The organism is Anaeroplasma sp. (genome assembly GCF_034179385.1).
Classification (GTDB): domain Bacteria; phylum Bacillota_I; class Bacilli_A; order Acholeplasmatales; family Anaeroplasmataceae; genus Anaeroplasma.
The window spans coordinates 1-19,635 of the sequence record NZ_JAXFPY010000120.1 but is presented as its reverse complement, the minus strand read 5'-3'; the positions used below and the strand labels follow the sequence as shown (position 1 = coordinate 19,635).

Annotated in this window: 18 protein-coding genes; 15 read left to right on the top strand and 3 right to left on the bottom strand. The window is 33.5% G+C overall.

Annotation, left to right across the window (positions count from 1 at the left end):
- Positions 1–15 precede the first annotated feature (15 nt).
- Entirely contained in the window at positions 16–885 is an 870-nt protein-coding gene (gene hslO / locus SPJ17_RS08345; protein WP_321094674.1) for an Hsp33 family molecular chaperone HslO, read from the bottom strand.
- 596 nt (positions 886–1,481) lie between these two features.
- Between hslO and SPJ17_RS08340 the strand changes: the two genes are divergently transcribed.
- From SPJ17_RS08340 to SPJ17_RS08300, 9 genes are all read left to right on the top strand, one after another.
- Complete coding sequence (locus SPJ17_RS08340; RefSeq protein ID WP_321094672.1) at positions 1,482–2,708, top strand: argininosuccinate synthase; 1,227 nt, start codon at positions 1,482–1,484, stop codon at positions 2,706–2,708.
- A gap of 20 nt (positions 2,709–2,728) precedes the next feature.
- A complete protein-coding gene (argH, locus tag SPJ17_RS08335; protein ID WP_321094669.1) occupies positions 2,729–4,093 on the top strand; it encodes an argininosuccinate lyase in 1,365 nt (454 codons plus the stop codon).
- Between the two features lies 1 nt (position 4,094).
- Positions 4,095–5,042: an N-acetyl-gamma-glutamyl-phosphate reductase gene (argC, locus tag SPJ17_RS08330; RefSeq protein ID WP_321094666.1), complete on the top strand. Its 948-nt coding sequence runs from the start codon at positions 4,095–4,097 to the stop codon at positions 5,040–5,042.
- Positions 5,043–5,053: 11 nt separating this feature from the next.
- Positions 5,054–6,274, top strand: coding sequence for a bifunctional ornithine acetyltransferase/N-acetylglutamate synthase (gene argJ, locus SPJ17_RS08325; protein ID WP_321094663.1), 1,221 nt, complete (start codon positions 5,054–5,056; stop codon positions 6,272–6,274).
- Complete coding sequence (gene argB, locus SPJ17_RS08320) at positions 6,274–7,122, top strand: acetylglutamate kinase (protein ID WP_321094661.1); 849 nt, start codon at positions 6,274–6,276, stop codon at positions 7,120–7,122. The genes argJ and argB overlap by 1 nt, the downstream gene beginning before the upstream one ends.
- Before the next feature lie 10 nt (positions 7,123–7,132).
- On the top strand, positions 7,133–8,326 hold the full coding sequence (locus tag SPJ17_RS08315) for an acetylornithine/succinylornithine family transaminase (RefSeq protein ID WP_321094659.1): 1,194 nt from the start codon (positions 7,133–7,135) through the stop codon (positions 8,324–8,326).
- Positions 8,327–9,235: an ornithine carbamoyltransferase gene (gene argF / locus SPJ17_RS08310; protein ID WP_321094657.1), complete on the top strand. Its 909-nt coding sequence runs from the start codon at positions 8,327–8,329 to the stop codon at positions 9,233–9,235.
- A gap of 90 nt (positions 9,236–9,325) precedes the next feature.
- The gene (locus SPJ17_RS08305; protein ID WP_321094655.1) at positions 9,326–10,048 is read left to right on the top strand and encodes an acyl-ACP thioesterase domain-containing protein; all 723 of its coding nucleotides are present in this window, start codon (positions 9,326–9,328) and stop codon (positions 10,046–10,048) included.
- Between the two features lie 2 nt (positions 10,049–10,050).
- Positions 10,051–11,343 carry a M18 family aminopeptidase gene (locus SPJ17_RS08300; protein ID WP_321094653.1) on the top strand — a complete coding sequence of 431 codons (1,293 nt, stop codon included), beginning with the start codon at positions 10,051–10,053 and terminating at the stop codon, positions 11,341–11,343.
- Positions 11,344–11,388: 45 nt separating this feature from the next.
- On the opposite strand, the gene SPJ17_RS08295 is transcribed toward SPJ17_RS08300, so the two are convergent.
- Complete coding sequence (locus SPJ17_RS08295; RefSeq protein WP_321094651.1) at positions 11,389–12,093, bottom strand: class I SAM-dependent methyltransferase; 705 nt, start codon at positions 12,091–12,093, stop codon at positions 11,389–11,391.
- On the bottom strand, positions 12,090–13,748 hold the full coding sequence (locus SPJ17_RS08290; RefSeq protein ID WP_321094649.1) for an NFACT RNA binding domain-containing protein: 1,659 nt from the start codon (positions 13,746–13,748) through the stop codon (positions 12,090–12,092). Before SPJ17_RS08290 ends, SPJ17_RS08295 begins: the two co-directional genes overlap by 4 nt.
- A 103-nt stretch (positions 13,749–13,851) precedes the next feature.
- Between SPJ17_RS08290 and SPJ17_RS08285 the strand changes: the two genes are divergently transcribed.
- The 6 genes from SPJ17_RS08285 to SPJ17_RS08260 all read left to right on the top strand — a co-directional run bounded on the left by SPJ17_RS08285 (position 13,852) and on the right by SPJ17_RS08260 (position 19,404).
- Positions 13,852–14,286 (top strand): hypothetical protein, encoded by a 435-nt coding sequence (locus SPJ17_RS08285; RefSeq protein ID WP_321094647.1) that lies wholly within the window; start codon positions 13,852–13,854, stop codon positions 14,284–14,286.
- 60 nt (positions 14,287–14,346) lie between these two features.
- Positions 14,347–14,970: a guanylate kinase gene (gmk, locus tag SPJ17_RS08280; protein ID WP_321094645.1), complete on the top strand. Its 624-nt coding sequence runs from the start codon at positions 14,347–14,349 to the stop codon at positions 14,968–14,970.
- A gap of 61 nt (positions 14,971–15,031) precedes the next feature.
- Positions 15,032–15,250 (top strand): DNA-directed RNA polymerase subunit omega, encoded by a 219-nt coding sequence (rpoZ, locus tag SPJ17_RS08275; protein WP_321094642.1) that lies wholly within the window; start codon positions 15,032–15,034, stop codon positions 15,248–15,250.
- Between the two features lie 65 nt (positions 15,251–15,315).
- Positions 15,316–16,098: a putative ABC transporter permease gene (locus SPJ17_RS08270; protein WP_321094640.1), complete on the top strand. Its 783-nt coding sequence runs from the start codon at positions 15,316–15,318 to the stop codon at positions 16,096–16,098.
- A 5-nt stretch (positions 16,099–16,103) separates the two neighbouring features.
- Complete coding sequence (gene uvrC, locus SPJ17_RS08265) at positions 16,104–17,870, top strand: excinuclease ABC subunit UvrC (protein WP_321094638.1); 1,767 nt, start codon at positions 16,104–16,106, stop codon at positions 17,868–17,870.
- Positions 17,860–19,404, top strand: coding sequence for an endonuclease (locus SPJ17_RS08260; RefSeq protein ID WP_321094636.1), 1,545 nt, complete (start codon positions 17,860–17,862; stop codon positions 19,402–19,404). Before uvrC ends, SPJ17_RS08260 begins: the two co-directional genes overlap by 11 nt.
- Positions 19,405–19,635: the final 231 nt, after the last annotated feature.

Genomic DNA, 19,635 nt, shown 5'->3' with positions numbered 1-19,635 from the left:
CAAAAAAACGACTGCTTATTTTTTAAGCTTTAAAACTAAATTTTTTAAATCGTCTTCCGAAAAAACATACTTTTTGTTGCAGAAATTACAATTTATCTCTGCTTTATGGTCCTCATCAATCATTGCTTGAAGCTCATCCTTACCTAAGGATAATAGTCCACGCTCAAATCTTTCCTTAGAGCATGTACATTCGTATTTTAATTCCTTAGTTTCAAGCAATTGGTAATCCCCATCCGTAATTTCATTGATGATATCCTCTGCAGAATATCCTAAATCGATCATGGTAGAGCAGCTCTTTAAATTGGCAAGCTTCTCTTCTAATTTTTGTAAATATTCTTCCTTACATCCAGGCATTACCTGAATTAGGAAGCCACCTGCAGCCTTAACCTTAGCTTCCTTATCGAATAATACACCAAGACCAACAGAGGATGGGATTTGCTCACTTTTCGCAAAATAATAGGTGAAGTCCTCTGCAATCTCACCGGAAATAATTTCTGATGAAGAAGAGAATGGCACTCTCATATGTAAATCCTTGATGACCTCAATTTGACCATTTCCAACTGCCATAGCGACTGCCTGTCTTCCGTCATTGTATCTTAAATCTACTCCAGGGTTTTCGCAGAATCCTCGAACCTTACCATCGTTTGCACCAACGATAATTTTACCGATTGGTCCATCTCCTAATACCTTTATAGTTAAATAATCATCATTCTTATATGTGCATGACATAATTGCAGCTATCGTTAAGACTCTACCAAGTGCACTACAGCTTGTTGGCCAAAGATTGAATATTTCTTCCGCATGCTTAACAATATCTGTAGTGATTGCTGCATAGATTCTTACGGTTTGATTCATGCAATAAGCTTTCTGTAAATAATTATCCATTTTTATCACCGGAAGTATTGTATCACAAAGGGGTTATGAAATCCATATAAAAAAAGAATATGGTTGAAAATTTCGCTTTTAATCCTATTTAATATATATAATTCGGAAAAATAATGATTTAAATGTTTAAATAACACAGTTTGAAAACGTTTTAACCTCTTATTTCATATTGACATATATGTCTATAGGATTATAATAGAAGTATCTATTTTGGGCCGGTTCCTTAATAGATACCCCTAGCAAAGATAGTTTAATAAAATAAACTTGAGTATAATTATGGGACTAAGCCTTAGATTCATAATTATTAGCCCCAAATAAAAATGGGACTAATATAGTCCTTTTTTTATTACTCAAGGGAGTCTTCTGTGATAAGAAAAGGAGTAAGCTAATAAGCCTTTATAGAGAGTCCTGGTGGGTGGAAGCAGGATAAGTAAAAATGCTGAACGCGTTTCTTTAGAGGAAAGTTCCCCGCTTTAAGGGATTTTGAGGTGGCTAAATGTTATTTAGCAATTAGAGTGGTACCGCGCTTATATGCGTCTCTTTCTTTGAAAGAGACTTTTTTTCTGCTAAAATGGATTTTAAGGAGGAATTTGAAAATGAAAAAAGGTATTAAGAAGGTTGTTTTAGCATATTCTGGAGGTTTGGATACTTCCATTATTATTCCTTGGCTAAAGGAAAATTATGATAACTGTGAGGTTATTTGTGTTTCTGGTAATGTAGGACAAAAATCAGAGCTTGAGGGCTTAGAGGAGAAGGCACTTAAAACCGGTGCATCTAAGATATATATTGAGGATTTAAATAAGGAATTCGTTGAGGATTTTATTTATCCTACAATGAAGGCTGGAGCTAAATATGAAAAATATTTATTAGGTACATCCTTTGCTCGTCCTATCATCGCAAAAAGAATTGCTGAAATCGCAATAGCTGAGGGTGCAGATGCCATTTGCCATGGCTGTACAGGTAAGGGGAATGACCAGGTAAGATTTGAGCTTACCATTAAGGCATTCGCTCCAAATATGAAAATCATCGCTCCATGGAGAGAGTGGGATATTAAATCGAGAGATGAGGAAATCGATTATGCAGAAGCTCATAATATTCCTCTTAAGATTTCAAGAGAAACCAATTATTCTAAAGATAAGAATTTATGGCATTTATCTCATGAGGGCCTAGATTTAGAGGATCCTAAAAATGAGCCACAATATAATAAGCCAGGCTTCCTAGAGCTTGGTGTATCACCTGAGGAAGCTCCAGATAAGCCTGAATATGTAACGATTCATTTTGAGGCGGGTATTCCAACTATGGTAAATGGTGAGGAAATGGATTCTGTAGATCTTATTTGGAAATTAAATGAGATTGGTGGAAGAAATGGTGTAGGTATTATCGATATCGTTGAAAATAGATTAGTTGGTATGAAGAGCCGTGGTGTTTATGAAACTCCAGGTGGAACTATCTTATATGAGGCTCATGAATTATTAGAATCTATTACATTAGATAAGGAAACATCTCATTTTAAGAAGACTGTTGCAGATAAATTTGCAGATTTAGTTTATAATGGACTATGGTATACACCACTTAGAGAGGCAATTAGTGCGTTTGTAGATAAGACACAAGAGGTTGTAACTGGTGATGTAAAGGTTAAATTATATAAGGGTAATATAATCCCTGCATCAATTACATCTCCATATACATTACACAATATGGATATTGCATCCTTCGATGATGATGGTGGTGCATATAACCAAGCGGATTCAGCTGGCTTCATTAACCTATTTGGACTTCCTGTAAGAGTACAGGCTTTGGTTAATGAAAAGATAAAAAAATAAGAAAGTAAGAGGTAATCCCTATGGCAAAAATGTGGGCTGGAAGATTTCAAAAAGAAGAAAAGAAAGAAGTAAATGATTTTAATTCCTCAATCTCCTTTGATGGAGTTATGTTTAAGGATGATATTACAGGCTCTATGGCTCACGCAAGAATGCTTGGGGAAAAGGGAATTATTTCAAAAGAGGATTCTATCCTCATCATAAATACTCTTGCAGATATATTATCCGATATAGAAGAAGGTAAGCTTATGCTTGATCCTGAGGCTGAGGATATTCATATGTTTGTTGAAGCTGAATTAACCAAAAGAATTGGTGAGGTTGGAAAAAGATTACATACGGCAAGAAGTAGAAATGACCAGGTTGCCTTAGATGTAAGATTACATTTAAGAGATATGGCAGATTCTACAATTCAAAATTTAAATGCATTATTAAATACGATTATTGATTTAACGGAAAAGCATAAGTCTACGGTAATGCCTGGTTATACACACCTTCAGCGTGCACAGCCTATTACCTTCGCAAATCATCTACTTGCCTATGCATTCATGATAAAAAGAGATATCGAAAGATTTATGGACGCTAAGGGAAGAATGAATTATTCTCCTTTAGGCTCATGTGCGCTTGCAGGTACAACATACCCTATCGATAGATGTATGACTGCAGATGAGCTTGGCTTTGATGGAATTGTATTAAATTCACTCGATGGTGTATCCGATAGAGATTTTGCAGTTGAGCTTGCATCGGCCGCATCTATAGCTATGATGCATTTATCTAGATTTAGTGAGGAAATCATTTTATGGTGTAGCTGGGAATTTAAATTCATTGAGCTTGATGATGCCTATTCTACAGGCTCATCTATCATGCCCCAAAAGAAAAACCCAGACATTGCTGAGCTTGTAAGAGGTAAAACGGGTAGAGTCTATGGTGATTTAATTACATTACTTACTATGCTTAAGGGTATTCCACTTGCATATAATAAGGATATGCAGGAAGACAAGGAGGCTATCTTTGATTCCTTAGATACTCTAAACCAATGCTTAAAGATTTTTAAGCCAATGCTTGAAACCATTAAGGTAAATAAAGAAAATATGAGAAATGCGGCTAAGAAGGGCTTTATTAATGCTACCGATTTAGCAGATTATTTAGTTAAAAAGGGTATGGCATTTAGAGATGCATATAAGATTTCTGGGTCCTTAGTTGCTTACTGTATTGATAAGAATATAGTTTTAGAGGATGTTCCTTTAGAGGTATTTAAGGAATATTCTACTTTATTTGATATGGATGTTTATCCAGAAATCGATATTGAAAGATGTACTTTCAAAAGAACAAGCCAGGGAGCTTCTGCAATTGAATCTGTAGAAGCACAAATAAAGGCTTTAAGGAGCTAATATGAAATATAAGGTATTTATCGATGGTAAGGAAGGAACAACAGGCCTAAGAATATATGATAGGCTTGCCAAAAGAACAGATATTGAGCTTATGCTAATTCCTGAGAATAAAAGAAAGGATTTAGAGGAAAGAAAGAAATATATCAATAATTCTGATATCACATTCCTATGCTTGCCTGATGCATCTGCAATAGAGGCAGTAGGATTAGTTACAAATGATAAAACAAGAATTATAGATGCATCTACTGCACATAGAACAAATCCAGATTGGGCTTATGGATTTCCAGAACTTGGACAGGATTTTTTGGAAAAAATCAAGAAATCAAAAAGGGTTGCAGTCCCAGGCTGCTATGCCTCAGGATTCATGTCTATAGTATATCCACTAGTAAAGCTTGGTATTGCACCAAAGGATTATCCATTTGCAGTAAATGCGATATCTGGCTATTCTGGAGCTGGTAAAAAAGGTATTGCATTATATGAGGGTGAAAATAGACCGCAGGAATTCGATGCTCCAAGATTATATGCCATGGGATTAAACCATAAGCATTTAAAGGAAATGCAGGAAATCCCAGGCTTAATGCAAAAGCCATTATTTAATCCATATGTTTGTGACTTTTTAGAGGGTATGCTCGTTACGGTTCCACTTTATGTGGATGGTTTAAATGGAGAATATAATCCTAAAATTGTTCATGATTTATTAGAGAATTATTATCAAAATCAGGATTTTGTCAGGGTTATGCCATTTGATGAAAAGGGAACAGAGGATGGATTCTTATCTGCAAATCATTTATGTGGTAAGGATTATATAGAAATCTATGTTTCTGGAAATGAAGAAAGAATTAACATTACTGCATGTCTAGATAACCTAGGTAAGGGTGCATCTGGAGCTGCAATGGAATGTATGAACATAATGCTTGGGCTTGATCCTAAGACAAGCCTTAATGTATAGGAGGTTTTATTTTGAAAATAATTACTGGTGGTGTTGTTGCACCAAAGGGCTTTACTGCAAATGGTATACATGCAGGAATACGTCAAAATAAATCAAAGATTGATTTATCCTTAATTTATTCAGAAAAGAAGGCTACTGCAGCTGCTGTATATACGACCAATTTAGTTAAGGGTGCACCAATTTATGTTACAAAAGAAAATTTAAATGATGGTTATGCACAAGCAATGCTATGTAATAGTGGTAATGCCAATACCTGCAATCAAGATGGTATTTTTATTGCGAAATCCTCCTGCGAAATCCTAGCGAAGGAATTAAATATTGCACCTGAGGATGTCATTGTGGCATCTACAGGAGTTATTGGCCTTCCTATGTCACTTGAACCATTTAAAACAGGAATCCCTGAAATAGTTAAGGGATTGGGTGATACAGATTCTCACGCAGATTTAGCTGCACAGGGTATTATGACAACCGATACAAAGAAGAAGGAAATTGCCGTTGAATTCAACTTAGGAAATAAGGTTTGTCATATCGGTGCTATGACTAAGGGATCTGGTATGATTCACCCGAATATGGCAACAATGCTATGCTTTATTACAACCGATGTTTCGATTAGTGCTAATCTTTTAGAGGAGGCCTTAAAGGAGGCTACCTCCGATTCCTTTAATATGCTATCTGTAGATGGAGATACATCTACAAACGATATGGTATCGATTATGGCAAATGGGCTTGCAGGTAATGAAAAGATTACAGAAAAGAATGATTATTATGCTGAATTTAAGGATGTATTAAAATATATTACGATCTATTTAGCTAAAGCTATGGCTAAGGATGGTGAGGGTGCAACAAAGCTACTTATTGCTCATGTTACACATGCAAAAACCATTGAGGATGCAAAAATTGTTGCAAAAAGCGTCATCTGCTCAAGCCTACTTAAGGCAGCTATGTTTGGTAGTGATGCAAACTGGGGTAGAGTATTATGTGCTATAGGATATTCTAAGGCAGATGTTGATGTATTAAAGGTTGATGTAGAATTCAAAAGCAATAAGGGTATTATACCTGTATGTAAGAATGGAAGTGGTATTCCATTCTCTGAAGAGCTTGCGAAGGAAATATTATCTGAAGATGAAATCACAATTGAGATTAACTTAAATGATGGGGAAGGAGAGTCCCAAGCATTTGGATGCGATCTTACATATGATTATGTTAAGATTAATGGTGACTATAGAAGCTAATGGTAACTTTAGAAGAGCGTGCTAAGATATTAAGTGAGGCATTACCTTATATCTTAAAATATAAGGATAAAATTATGGTCATCAAGTATGGCGGAAATGCCATGGTTGATGAGAATTTAAAAAGATTAGTTATGGAGGATGTTGTTATGCTATCCTCCTTAGGTATGAAGGTTGTTTTAGTCCATGGTGGTGGACCTGAAATATCTTCTATGCTTAAGAAAATAAATAAGCAAAGCGAATTTGTAAATGGACTTAGAGTAACGGATGGTGAAACTATGGATATCGTTACTCAGGTGCTTGCTGGAAAGCTAAATAAAAACCTAGTAAATCAGCTAAATCTGGCTGGTGGTAAGGCAATTGGATTATCTGGTGTTGATGCTGGTATGATTGAGGCACAACCGAATGATCCTATGCTTGGGTATGTAGGTACAATTACAGAAATTAATACAGATATCATATTAGATTCCTTAACCTTAGGCTATATTCCAGTAATCTCTACCATTGGCTTTGACAAAAATGGTAATTTATATAATATTAATGCAGATACAGCAGCAGCAAGAATTGCTGGTGCACTAGATGCAGAAAAATTCATCGCTATGACGGATATTAAGGGTGTGCTTAAGGATAAGAATGATCCAAATTCTTTAATGCAAACGATTAATGTTTCTGAAATTAAGCAGCTTGCAAAGCAAGGCATTATCGATGGCGGTATGCTACCTAAGGTTGCATGCTGCGAGGAAGCAATTCGTCGTGGTGTAAACAACGTAGTAATTATTGACGGACGTGTTCCACATTCCATTTTAATTGAAGTATTAACTGATGAGGGTGTAGGTACACAGTTTAAATAGGAGGCTTCTTATGGAAGATATGAAGGAATTTGAAAAGGAATTAATGGTAGAAGATAGCGAGAATATCTTAAATACATATAAAAGATTCCCTGTCGTTTTAAAAGAAGGTAAGGGTGCAACCCTAAAGGATTATAAGGGAAAGGAATATATTGATTTTTCCTCAGGAATTGGAACAAATTCCTTCGGTGCATGTGATAAGGAATGGGTAGATGCAGTCGTGCATCAAGCAAATACATTACAGCATTCCTCTAACCTATATTACACAGCTCCACAGGTAATGGTTGCGAAAATGCTTTGTCAAAAGACCAATATGAAAAAGGTATTCTTTGGTAATTCCGGTGCTGAGGCAAATGAATGTGCCATTAAGGCTGCAAGAAAATATTCCTATGATAAATATGGTTTAGGAAGAAGTGAAATCATAACCTTGAAAAATTCCTTCCATGGAAGAACAATTGCCACATTATCTGCAACAGGACAGGATATATTTCACCAATGGTTTTTCCCATTTGTGGGAGATTTTAAATATTGTCCTGCATCAGATATTGATGCATTAAAGGGTTTAATCAGCAAAAAAACATGCGCAATAATGATTGAAACGGTTCAGGGTGAGGGTGGCGTTGTTGCATTAGATCCTGAATTTATAAAATATATCGATTTGGTATGTAAGGAGAATGATATCCTATTTATTGTCGATGAGGTTCAAACCGGTAATGGTAGATGTGGATATTTATATTCCTATATGGAATATGGAGTCACACCAAATATTGTTACAACAGCTAAGGGATTAGCTGGTGGCTTACCCTTTGCTGCAATCCTATTTGATGAAAAAACCGAGAATGTCTTATCCTATGGACAGCATGGTACAACCTTTGGCGGAAACCCAGTTTGTGCAAGTGCTGCTTTATCCGTATTAAAAAGAATTGATGATAAGTTATTGAATCACGTGCGTGAATGCCGTAAAATAATTGAGGATAGACTAAAGGATGTAGAAGAGGTTTTATCTATTTCTGGTAAGGGCCTTATGGTAGGACTTGAGCTTAAGGATGGCCTAAAGGCAGTAGATATTGCATCAAAATGTATGGAGGAAGGATTAATTCCATTAACTGCAAAAACTAAGATTCGTCTACTTCCACCATTAAATATTACATTTGAAGAACTAAATAAGGGACTTGATATCCTTATTCACGTTTTGAAGGAGGCTTAAATGAAGCATTTATTAACATTAGAACAATTATCAAAAGAGGAATTGCTTGATATTTTAAATCTTGCAGACCAATTAAAATTTCAAAAAAAGAATGGTATTCCTCACGAATTATTAAAGGGTAAAACCCTAGGTATGATTTTCCAAAAATCATCTACTCGTACGAGAGTTTCTTTTGAGGTTGGCATGCATGAGCTTGGTGGTCAGGCATTATTCCTATCCTCAAGAGATTTACAAATTGGTAGAGGAGAGCCAATCCAAGATACCGCAAGAGTATTATCTAGATATTTAGATGGTATAATGATTCGTACCTTTGACCAAAAGGAAGTAGAGGATTTAGCAAAATATGGTTCTATTCCTGTAATTAATGCTTTAACAGATTATTGCCATCCATGTCAGGTTTTAGCGGATTTAATGACAATTCGTGAATTTAAGGGTGCATATGAGGGCTTAAAATGCTGCTATATTGGAGATGGTAATAATATGGCAAACTCCATTATAGTTGGTGTATTACGCTTAGGTATGAAAATGAGTATTGCATGCCCTAAGAAATATGAACCAGATAGCCATATTTTAGAATTTGCTAAAGAATTCCCTGGAATGTTTGAAATGACAGAAGATCCTCTTGTTGCTGCTAAGGATGCGGATGTATTATTTACAGACGTATGGGCATCTATGGGTCAGGAATCCGAAAAGGCGGAAAGAGAAAAGGTATTTAAGGGTATTTACCAAATTAATGATGCCGTCATGGCTGTTGCTAAGCCTGATTGCATGGTACAGCATTGTCTTCCTGCACATAGAGAAGAAGAAATCACAGATAAGGTTTTTGAGGCTCATGCGGATGAAATCTTCGAGGAAGCAGAAAATCGTCTTCATGCTCAAAAGGCAGTACTTGTTAAATTAATGGCTTAAGATTATCCTCTATCGAAAGATGGAGGTTTTCTTTTTCCTTAAATTTTGCTATAATACTTTCGTTGAAAAAGAAAGATAAATGGTTATATTATGGCAGTAATGTTATATGAAACAAAATTTTATGTTCATGCTGTAGATACGGATTTAAAGGATAAAATCCGTCCGGCATCCGTTTTATCCTATTTTCAGGATGCAGCAAGCGTCAACGCAGTAGAGCTTGGCGTTGGATATCACGACCTATTAGATTTAAATTTATATTGGGTAATTCTTTATGAGGAATTCGAAATATTAAAGGATATCGAATGGGGAGAGGTAGTAAGGGCTAGAACGTGGCCAAAATCTAGAACTAGACTAGAATTTGAAAGAGAATATGAGCTTAGAAATAATCAAGATGAATTACTTGTTAAGGGTATATCTACTTGGTGTGTAATAAGTACAAAAACCAGAAAGCTTGAGCGAGGGGATTCTGTTATTTTTAAGGGAGAATATTACGATTACACAAATTACCCTGAAAAGCTAAATAGAAAAATTAAGATTCAAATCACAGAACCAGATATGACCTATGACTATAAGGTTTTATATACAGATTTAGATCATAATTTACATTTAAATAATGCGAAATATTTAGATGTTATTTATAATATGCATGCCAATGATAAGAAAGTAAAAAAGGTAAGAATCTCCTTTGTCAATGAAGCACATGTAGGAGAAACATTACATATTTTATATAAGCATGAGGAACAAGGAGATTGCTATATCGGACTTGTAGGAACTGATACCTGCTTTATGGCAATCTTAGAGACGGAGGAATAAAAATGAGAGGCTTTTTAGATTTTATTAAGGATACACCTACTGCATTTCATGCAGCAAATAAAATAGCAAATATTTTAAAAGGAAATGGCTATATTGAATTAAATGAGTCAGAGGAATGGAACTTAGAAAGAGGAGGCAAATATTTCTTCACAAGAAATCAGTCTAGTGTATTTGCATGGGAAATCCCTATGGATTTTAGAGATTTATCCTTCAATATTACTGCAGCACACCTAGATTCCCCAACCTTTAAGCTAAAGCCTAATTTCACCTTAGATCAAGGTAAATATATTAAGCTTAATACAGAGGTTTATGGTGGACCAATATTCATGAGCTGGCTTGACCGCCCATTAAATATTGCAGGAAAAGTAATGGTTATGGAAAAGAATAAGGTAAAAACCAAATTGTTATCCTTTAATAGGGCGATTTGCATGATTCCCAATTGCTCTATCCACTATAATAGAGAATTAAATAAAGGCTATGCATTTAATCCACAAAATGAAATGCTACCTATATTCACAGATAATAAAAATAATGATTTACTAGACTTAATTGCAAAGGAATTAAATGTATGTAAGGAAGATATATTATCTTATGATTTATATTTAGCTCTATTAGATAGAGGAATGCTTGTAGGACCTAATAATGAATTTGTTATGGCACCTCAAATTGATAACCTAGAATGCTCCTATGGCCTTTTAAATGCATTATTATCTGAAGTACCAGCAAAGGGTACTGTAAATGTAATGTGCTTATTCGATAACGAAGAAATAGGCTCAGCAACAAGACAGGGTGCAGCAAGCACTACTTTATATGATTTATTAGAAAGAATTACATTATCCTTAGGATTATCTAGTGAAGAATTTAGAAGAAGCCTTGCATCAAGCTATTTCATTTCAGCAGATAATGCACAGGGCTTCCACCCATCCTATGCTTCGAAATATGATCCAACGAATGCTTGCTACATGAATGAAGGAATTGTTGTAAAAAATGCTGCAAGAGGATCCTATACAACCGATGCATATTCCTTAGCTATATTTAAGGTATTATGTGAAAGAAGTGGGGCAAGGTACCAACTGAATACGAATAGAAGTGATGTACCTGGTGGATCTACCCTAGGTGCCATAAGCCAAACGAAGGTATCTATTCCATCTGTAGATATTGGACTAGCCCAGGTTGCTATGCATTCTTCCTATGAAACTGCGGGGGCAAAAGATTTAGATGACCTAGTAAAGGCAATTAAGGAATTCTATCATACACATTTCCATACCATAAATGATGGAACCGTAGAGTTTTAAATAAGCAAAAAAACCAACAAAATGATGTTGGTTTTTCTTATGCTCTTAAATCTTTTGGAAAACAAGAAGTATTCTTTCATCCTCATCCTTTAAATCCTCATTAAAGTCACCTACTACCTTAATAAGCTTTAAATTTTTATGAGAGATATCTATAATATCATAATAATACTCTAAATAGGTTTCAGTAAATGGAGAATCTCCATTTTCGGTAATGGTAATTTCATGCTTTAACACATTCTTTTTTACCTTTCTTGTGTACCAATCAATTTTAAATGTATCATGATCCTCATGAAGCTCATTATTTTCATATTCTCTAAGCATCTCCTTAGAATAGATATCACAAGCAAAATATCCATGATTTTCAAGGCTATCCACAACGCAATTTAGCATCCTTTTAATATCCTTTTTGCTTGTTAAAAAATTCATAGAATCAAAGAAGCATGTAATCATATCATATTTATATTCTGTTTTGAAATTTGTCATGTCACAAACTCTAAAATCGATATCTAATCGATTGATTCTTTTCTTTTCTCTGGCAATCTCTATTATGGATTCAGATAAATCAAGTCCATCTGCCTTATAACCATTTAAGGTTAATAGATTACAAAATGTACCAGTACCACAGGCTAAATCTAATACACGATCTCCCTTAGATAGGTAGGGCTCTACAAATTCAAGCCATAAATCATAATTGATTCTAGACATGATTTCTTCATAGTAATATCCAAATTTTTTATATTCATTTTTCATTTCTTCACCTTTAATTTATAAATAAAATCAGAATCAGGATCAATATAAATGGTTTGCTGATGCGTATAGCTTACAAAGCAAGCTCTTTTTCCTGGAATCTTTTTTATATTTCTTATTCTTGTATAATCGACCTGCACAGAAGAAGAATCCTGGTAGGTAGAATAATATGCAGCAAGCATAGCTCCTGTTCTAATCTCTTCTTCATTTAATTCAGAAGAATTATGTACAACAACATGACTTCCTGGTGCATCCTTAATATGGAACCACATTTCATTAGGCTTTGCAAGCTTATGTGTCAAATATTCGTTTTGGATATTATTTTTGCCTACAGTAATACATGTACCATTATCTAAAATATAGGTTAAAAGCTTAGGCTTTTCCTTCTTTTTGTTTTTATTTGGAGTATTTTTAAATAAATATTTACCATGAATTAATTCTGTTTGAATTTCTAAGGCATCATTAATGGATGCATCCTTTAATTGATAATCGATGACCTTAAAATATTCAATTTCATTTTTTGCAATCTCCATTTGCTCATTAATATAGGTGACAGAGGATTTTAGCTTTTGATATTTCTTATAGAATTTATTTGAATTCTCAAGAATTGTGTACTTAGGATCTAATTTAATATCTATATATTCATTTGTATAATAATTTAATATAGAAATCTCGGATTTCTTTTCTTTAACATTTGGATAGGATAATAATAATTCTCCATAAAGCTTAAAGCTATCTGCTATAGAAGTATCTAAAAGCTGAGCCTCAAGCTTTTCAATTTTGTTTTCAAATTTCGTAATTTGCCTCTTGACAAATGTATGTAGGTCATTTGTCTTAAGCTTAACCTTAGCCCTTAAATCCATTTGATAATAATAATCATCGAGCATAGAGGATATAGAATCATATTCCTTTATGATATTTCCCTCTAATGGGTAATAATAAAAATCTATTTTATCCTTAAAATTTTTGAAGGTAGATGGCTTATTCTCTAAATGTATATATTTATAGAATGTTTCTGCATGAAAATCATTTTGAAATACAGGAATTGCTATATTTAAGGATACTCCATTAAATAGATTCATTAATTCCTTTGGATTTTTAGGATTATTCTTTAAGAATATATCTATCATTTCATCCTTAGATAATTTCATTGGATTAATTTTATTGTTTAATGGAAATTCATATTTCGCATTAGGTAATATCGTTCGATTATATTCCCCTATACCATCATGCTTTAGAGCATCTATGATAATGAAATTTTCATCGGTTAATATTAGATTGGAATATCTACCCATAACCTCACAAATTAGGTATTTATGATTCAAATCGGATAATTCATTATAGCCAGATAATTTAAAATATAGGATTCTATCGCATTCATAATTAATGATATCATCGATGAAATAGCCTTCTATATGCTTTCTTAAAAGCATAGTAAAGCTCTTAGGATTTAATACACTATCATAAATATGCTTCGTTAAATGAATTCTTGAATAATCGGAAGAAAACGATAGCATCAATGGATAATTGATTCTTTCCTTTCGAATTGTAAAAATAAAGTCGGTATCTCCATTTTCATTTATCTTAGAAATACGACCGGTTTTTAAGAATTCTATTTCCTTATTTAGTTTTTCTAGTAGTATTCCATCAAAGCTCACATTCATCACCAGTAAGAGTATAGCATTTTTTAAAATGGAATTCTATTATCTTGTGTTTTAAAATATTAAATAGTAAAATATATCTAATAGGAGGCAATCGTTCATGGGATTTTTTGATAGATTTAAAAAGAATGATATAGATCAAAATAAGCCAAAAAACACCAAGCTTTCTGATGGAGTAAAGAAGACCCTAGAGGCAAAAAATATTTCTGTATCCTTAGGTGATGATGGCAAAGGCTCCTTTGAGCTTGTTATGCCAAATGAAGGATATAGCCTATATCCATATTATAGGATAGATAGTGCGACTAAGGAATTATCTATTATCATTAATGTGAGAAATGTAGATGAGGATATAACCATAGATTTATATAATAAAATAAATGCCTTTAATATTAAAAGTAAGTATCTAATAGCTAAGCTTAAGGATAGGATTATCTATTTAGAATACAATACAAAGGTGGATTCTCATAAATCGGAGATTATTCATGAGGTTATTGAAAGCGTATTTATGCTATCAAAAGAAATTGATGAGCTTTAATTGGTTGAATTTTTCGTTTTGTTATAGTAAACTTATTTACAAAAAGTGAGGTATTAAATCATGAAGCTGAATGATAGAGGACTTCTAGTTGTTATATCTGGCCCATCAGGGGTAGGTAAGGGAACCGTACGTAAAGCATTATTTGAAATGCCAAAGCATAACTTAACCTATAGTGTATCTATGACAACAAGGGCAAAAAGACCAGGAGAAATAGATGGAATCGATTATTATTTCGTTTCTCGTGAGGAATTTTTAAAGCGTGCTTCCGAGGGTAAATTCCTAGAGCATGCGGAATTCGTTGGAAATTACTATGGTACACCACTAGATAAGGTAAATGAAAGATTAGAGGATGGTCAGGAGGTTGTACTTGAGATTGAGGTTGAGGGTGCACTTCAGGTAAAGAAGAAGGTCCCAGATTGTGTAATGATTTTCATTGTACCTCCAGGAAAGGAAGCACTATATCAGCGCTTAAGAAAAAGAGGCACAGAATCTGAGGATGTTATTCAGCAAAGAATTGAAAAGGCCAATAGAGAATTTAAGCTTGCAAAGTATTATGATTATATCGTAGTAAATGATGAGGTATCTAATGCGGCTGACCGTATTATGGCTATCATTCGTGCAGAGCATGCGAAAACCGCAAGATCTATCCATAAATATATGGAGCTCATTGGTGAGGATGAATAAAATCACTAGATTTTTTATAGAGTTTATAGTATAATAATTTCGTTGATTTGGAGGGCTAATTATGTCAAAGAAAGATTATGATGGAATGCGTTATCCATCTGTAGATGATTTATTAAAGGTTATTGATTCAAAATATAAGCTAGCATACGCAGCCGCAAGAAGAGCTCATATCATTGAAGAAGAGGAATGGACTGCCGCAGAGGATGGTATGTGTGTTAAGCCTGTAGGACAGGCATTAGAAGAAATTCTAAATGGCCAAACAAAAATGACTTTTAAGTAAAAAGTAACCCCTCGGGTTATTTTTTTCTTTTCTTTGTAGTATAATTTTAAAGAGGGGATGATATTATGGAATCTTTAACTAAATATTTCTTATATTTCATAATTTATGCCTTCTTAGGGTATATTGCAGAGGTATCTTATGTATTTATCTGTACAAAGAAAATAACGAATAGAGGCTATCTATATGGACCCTTAGTGCCTATTTATGGCTTTGGTGCGATAGGTATCCTTTTATCCTTAAGCTTTATCTATAATCTAAATACATGGTACAGTCCGATATTGGTATTTGTTGCAGGGTTTATCTTAACATCCCTTCTTGAATATATTGTTTCCTTTTTTATGGAACTCATCTTCCATATGAGATGGTGGGATTACAGTGATAAATTCTTAAATATTCATGGTAGAGTTTGCTTAAGAAACTCAACTATGTTTGCCATACTTGTCATGTTTGTGATGTATGTATTACATCCTTTTGTTGTAGAGAATTTAGTTTCAAGAATCGAAAATTTTAATCTTGTATTCTTTTATATTCTAGCAGGTATTTTATTTACCCTAGTTTTAACGGATACTATACTATCTACTCTTAAGCATGTATCTATTGCTAAGGTATTTAAGAAGCTTGAGGCTATGGCAGAAGCGATTGGAGATTCTATTGCCGCTAAAACCTTAGAAACAAAGGGTAGACTTGATGAGCTTAAGGATTATTTTTCTTCTAATATCGTTAAAAAATCCTTCCGCTTCCTAGATATTAAATATGCATCTGCCAAAATAAAATTAAAAAGTGAGCATTTAAAGCTTTCCTTAATCGATTTTAAGGAAAAAATTAAAAACAAAATTCAAGGAGAGTGATTCTCTTGGGTATCATAGAAGAAAAGCTAAAGCTATTACCGGATTCTCCAGGCTCATATCAAATGAGAGATGAAAATGGAACAATCATTTATGTTGGTAAGGCTAAAAATTTAAAGAATAGAGTAAGAAGCTATTTTCATGGCGCACACAATGCGAAAACCACAAGGCTTGTATCGGAAATTAGAGATTTTACCTATATTATTACCTCAAGTGAGCTTGAGGCTTTTGTTTTGGAAATTAATTTAATTAAGGAATATAATCCAAAATATAATATTGCATTAACCGACGATAAGACATACCCCTATGTTGCCCTAACGAATGAGCCTCATCCAAGATTAATCGTAACAAGAAATAAAAGAAAGAAGGGCGAGGCCAGATATTTTGGCCCATACCCGAATGTAGGTGCTGCAAGAGATACAGTCAATCTATTAAATCGACTATATCCTTTGAGAAAATGTAGTCATATTCCAGATAAGGAATGCTTATATTATCATATGCATCAATGCCTGGGTCCTTGTATTATCAAGGAGCAATTTGATTATTCTATATACAAGAATAAGATTGCATCCTTCTTAAATGGAGATGCAGAGGATATCCTAAAGGAATTAAATGAAAAGATGAATGCTCTATCGAATTCCTTAGAATTTGAAAAAGCTATTGAATATAGAGATTTAATTGAATCGATTAAAAATACAATAAAAAGACAAAAGATATCCATTAATGATTTAACCGCAAGAGATTATGTAGGTATATATGAAGATAATGGAGATTTATCCATTAATATTATTATTACCCGCTTAGGCTCTATTGTACAAAACCATCAAACCATCATTAATTCCTATATCTCAAAGGAGGATGAGGTATTATCCTATTTAAGGCAATTTTATGAAATTAATGAAAAGCCAAAGGAAATAGGTATTAGTGGTATAAATATGGATAATATTGAGGAAATGCTTGAAATTCCTTTTGTAGATATCAAATTAGGTAAGAAAAAGGAATTATTAGATATGGCTGTATATAATGCCAAATATAATCTAGAAAATAAAAGAAACATATATAAGAACCAAGTCTTAAAGAGAATAGAAACTATAGATAGGCTAGGTGAATTATTAGGTATAAATCCACCTATGCGCATTGAAGCCTTCGATAACTCCAATTTATTTGGTGAATACCCTGTATCGGGTATGGTATGCTATATCAATGGTAAGCCTGCCCCAAAGGAATTTAGAAAATATCATATTAAAACGGTCGTGGGAGCCAATGATTATGAATCGATGAAGGAAGTAATCTATAGAAGATATTTAAGATTAGTTATGGAAAATGCTACTCTTCCAGATTTAATTGTAATGGATGGTGGAGAGATTCAGGTTCATGCAGCAAAAGAGGTATTAGAGGGATTAAATTTAAACATTCCAGTTATGGGCATTCAAAAGGATAATCACCATAAGGCAACGATTCTTTTCTTTAACGAAAAATTAATACCCCTAGATAAGAATGATCCTGTATTCTTACTTTTAGCCGATATATCCCAAAGAGTACACGATTTTGCGATAAGCTTTTTTAGAAGCCAAAAGGCTAAGGGCTTCTTCCAATCGAGATTAGATGAAATTGAAGGCTTAGGCCCAAAAAGAAAGGAAGCCTTAATTAAATATTTTACAACCATTGATAATGTTAAAAATGCATCAGAAGAGGAATTAAAGAAGGCAGGAATGCCTTCAAATTTAGCTCATAAGATTTATGAATATTTCAAGGAGGAGAATAATGAAAATTAAGTATGTATTCCCATTAATATCTATAGTAGCCTTAGCTTCTTGTGGTATAACAAAGGAAGAAACTACTACTATAGAAACTACTACAGAAACAACTATAAATACAACTACAGAAACAACGAATGAAATTGAATTATCCTATAGAGTATTACCAGATAAGGTAAACAATTATTATAAGGATGTAGATATAACCCTAAAGGGGGATGCATTTATAAATTCATTAACTAAGGTAATATCTAAGAATTATCAAAAATATTCCTATAATGCTGCATGGGATATTTTAAAGGAAGCAGACGAGGATCCATATAATAAAGACAATATTGTATGTATCTATACAGGTCTATCTATTCCAAAATCAGGTCAAGGATCTACTTGGAATAGGGAGCATACCTGGCCAAAATCTCATGGCTTTGATTCGGAATCTAATCCTGCCTATACCGATTGTCATCATTTAACGGCAACACAAAATCAGGCAAATAACACAAGAGGAGATTTAGATTTTGATGAGGTAGAAAATATTACTGGTAAGGTATTAAGTGATGGATATGGCAATTCTTGGATTACGAATTACTGCTATGAACCAAGAGATGAGGCAAAGGGAGATTGCGCAAGAGCGTTATTCTATATGATGGCTAGATATAATGATTCAACATTAGATTTAGAAATTGTAGATAAAATTCCTACCTCTACAAGCTCAACCATTGGTAAAATTGGAAAATTATCCACTCTTTTAAAATGGCATTATCAAGATCCTGTATCGGATGAGGAAATAAGAAGAAATGAGGTTATCTATAGCTATCAAGCCAATAGAAACCCATTTATTGATCATCCAGAATGGGTGAATTTAGCCTTTGATAGTAATTATGAGAATTTATCCATAAATAAAGAAAAGGTATATAATGTCATTCAAGAAATTGATAGCTTACCATCCCTAATTACACTTGAAAATGAAGATGATGTATATTCTATTTATAATAAGGTAATGGCCTTAAATGCCCAAGAAAAGCTATATGTTTCGAATTACCAAGCCTTAAGTAGTGCAAAATACCAAATCGATTACCTAAAGGGAAATATGGCAGATGATGATGCATCTAAAACATTCGATTTTAGTACTTGTAATTTAAAGACTACAAGTTATGAAAAGAATAAAAATGCTGAGGTTAATGGCGCTCAATTCTACTTGAGTAGTTGTTTTGGTGATAATGGCGATATTCGAATCGGTTACAATTCTAAAAAATCTGGTAACGCAGTTAGTTTAACTACTCTAGGTGTAAACGGTACTGGAGCCTATTTAAAAGCTAATTTCTCAACTGTAGATTTGGTTGGTATTACTCTTGATTCTATAACCCCTCCAAGTAGGGTAGATAAAGTATACATTATTGGTGTTAATAATGATTCCTATACTTTACTCTATTCTGGTACAGCAAGTAACAGGGTTGAAGCTAAATTTGAGAAATTTAGTGGAGAGTTTATAATCGCTATTACAGGAACAAATCCTGTTCTATATTTGTCAAAGATGTATTTATACACAGCATAACGATAAGTTTTTTGAATTAGGATAGTTTGGCTATCCTTTTTCTTATTTTGTTTATTAGTAAATTTAAAACTCTATTTATTATTACTATCATATATATTTGTATTAAGTAGGAATAAAAAAAATAAAATATTTTTATAATAGACATAAATAATGTCAAAATAGGGTGTATTATACGAATGAGAGAGGAGGTGAATTGATGTGAAAAGATATAAAGTTTTAAAACAAAAACTA

Excerpts from the sequence above, each read along its gene's own strand:
- hslO (WP_321094674.1), bottom strand. The coding sequence starts at position 885 with ATGGATAATTATTTACAGAAAGCTTATTGCATGAATCAAACCGTAAGA.
- SPJ17_RS08340 (WP_321094672.1), top strand. The coding sequence starts at position 1,482 with ATGAAAAAAGGTATTAAGAAGGTTGTTTTAGCATATTCTGGAGGTTTG.
- argH (WP_321094669.1), top strand. The coding sequence starts at position 2,729 with ATGGCAAAAATGTGGGCTGGAAGATTTCAAAAAGAAGAAAAGAAAGAA.
- argC (WP_321094666.1), top strand. The coding sequence starts at position 4,095 with ATGAAATATAAGGTATTTATCGATGGTAAGGAAGGAACAACAGGCCTA.
- argB (WP_321094661.1), top strand. The coding sequence starts at position 6,274 with ATGGTAACTTTAGAAGAGCGTGCTAAGATATTAAGTGAGGCATTACCT.
- SPJ17_RS08315 (WP_321094659.1), top strand. The coding sequence starts at position 7,133 with ATGGAAGATATGAAGGAATTTGAAAAGGAATTAATGGTAGAAGATAGC.
- argF (WP_321094657.1), top strand. The coding sequence starts at position 8,327 with ATGAAGCATTTATTAACATTAGAACAATTATCAAAAGAGGAATTGCTT.
- SPJ17_RS08305 (WP_321094655.1), top strand. The coding sequence starts at position 9,326 with ATGGCAGTAATGTTATATGAAACAAAATTTTATGTTCATGCTGTAGAT.
- SPJ17_RS08300 (WP_321094653.1), top strand. The coding sequence starts at position 10,051 with ATGAGAGGCTTTTTAGATTTTATTAAGGATACACCTACTGCATTTCAT.
- SPJ17_RS08295 (WP_321094651.1), bottom strand. The coding sequence starts at position 12,093 with ATGAAAAATGAATATAAAAAATTTGGATATTACTATGAAGAAATCATG.
- SPJ17_RS08285 (WP_321094647.1), top strand. The coding sequence starts at position 13,852 with ATGGGATTTTTTGATAGATTTAAAAAGAATGATATAGATCAAAATAAG.
- gmk (WP_321094645.1), top strand. The coding sequence starts at position 14,347 with ATGAAGCTGAATGATAGAGGACTTCTAGTTGTTATATCTGGCCCATCA.
- rpoZ (WP_321094642.1), top strand. The coding sequence starts at position 15,032 with ATGTCAAAGAAAGATTATGATGGAATGCGTTATCCATCTGTAGATGAT.
- SPJ17_RS08270 (WP_321094640.1), top strand. The coding sequence starts at position 15,316 with ATGGAATCTTTAACTAAATATTTCTTATATTTCATAATTTATGCCTTC.
- SPJ17_RS08260 (WP_321094636.1), top strand. The coding sequence starts at position 17,860 with ATGAAAATTAAGTATGTATTCCCATTAATATCTATAGTAGCCTTAGCT.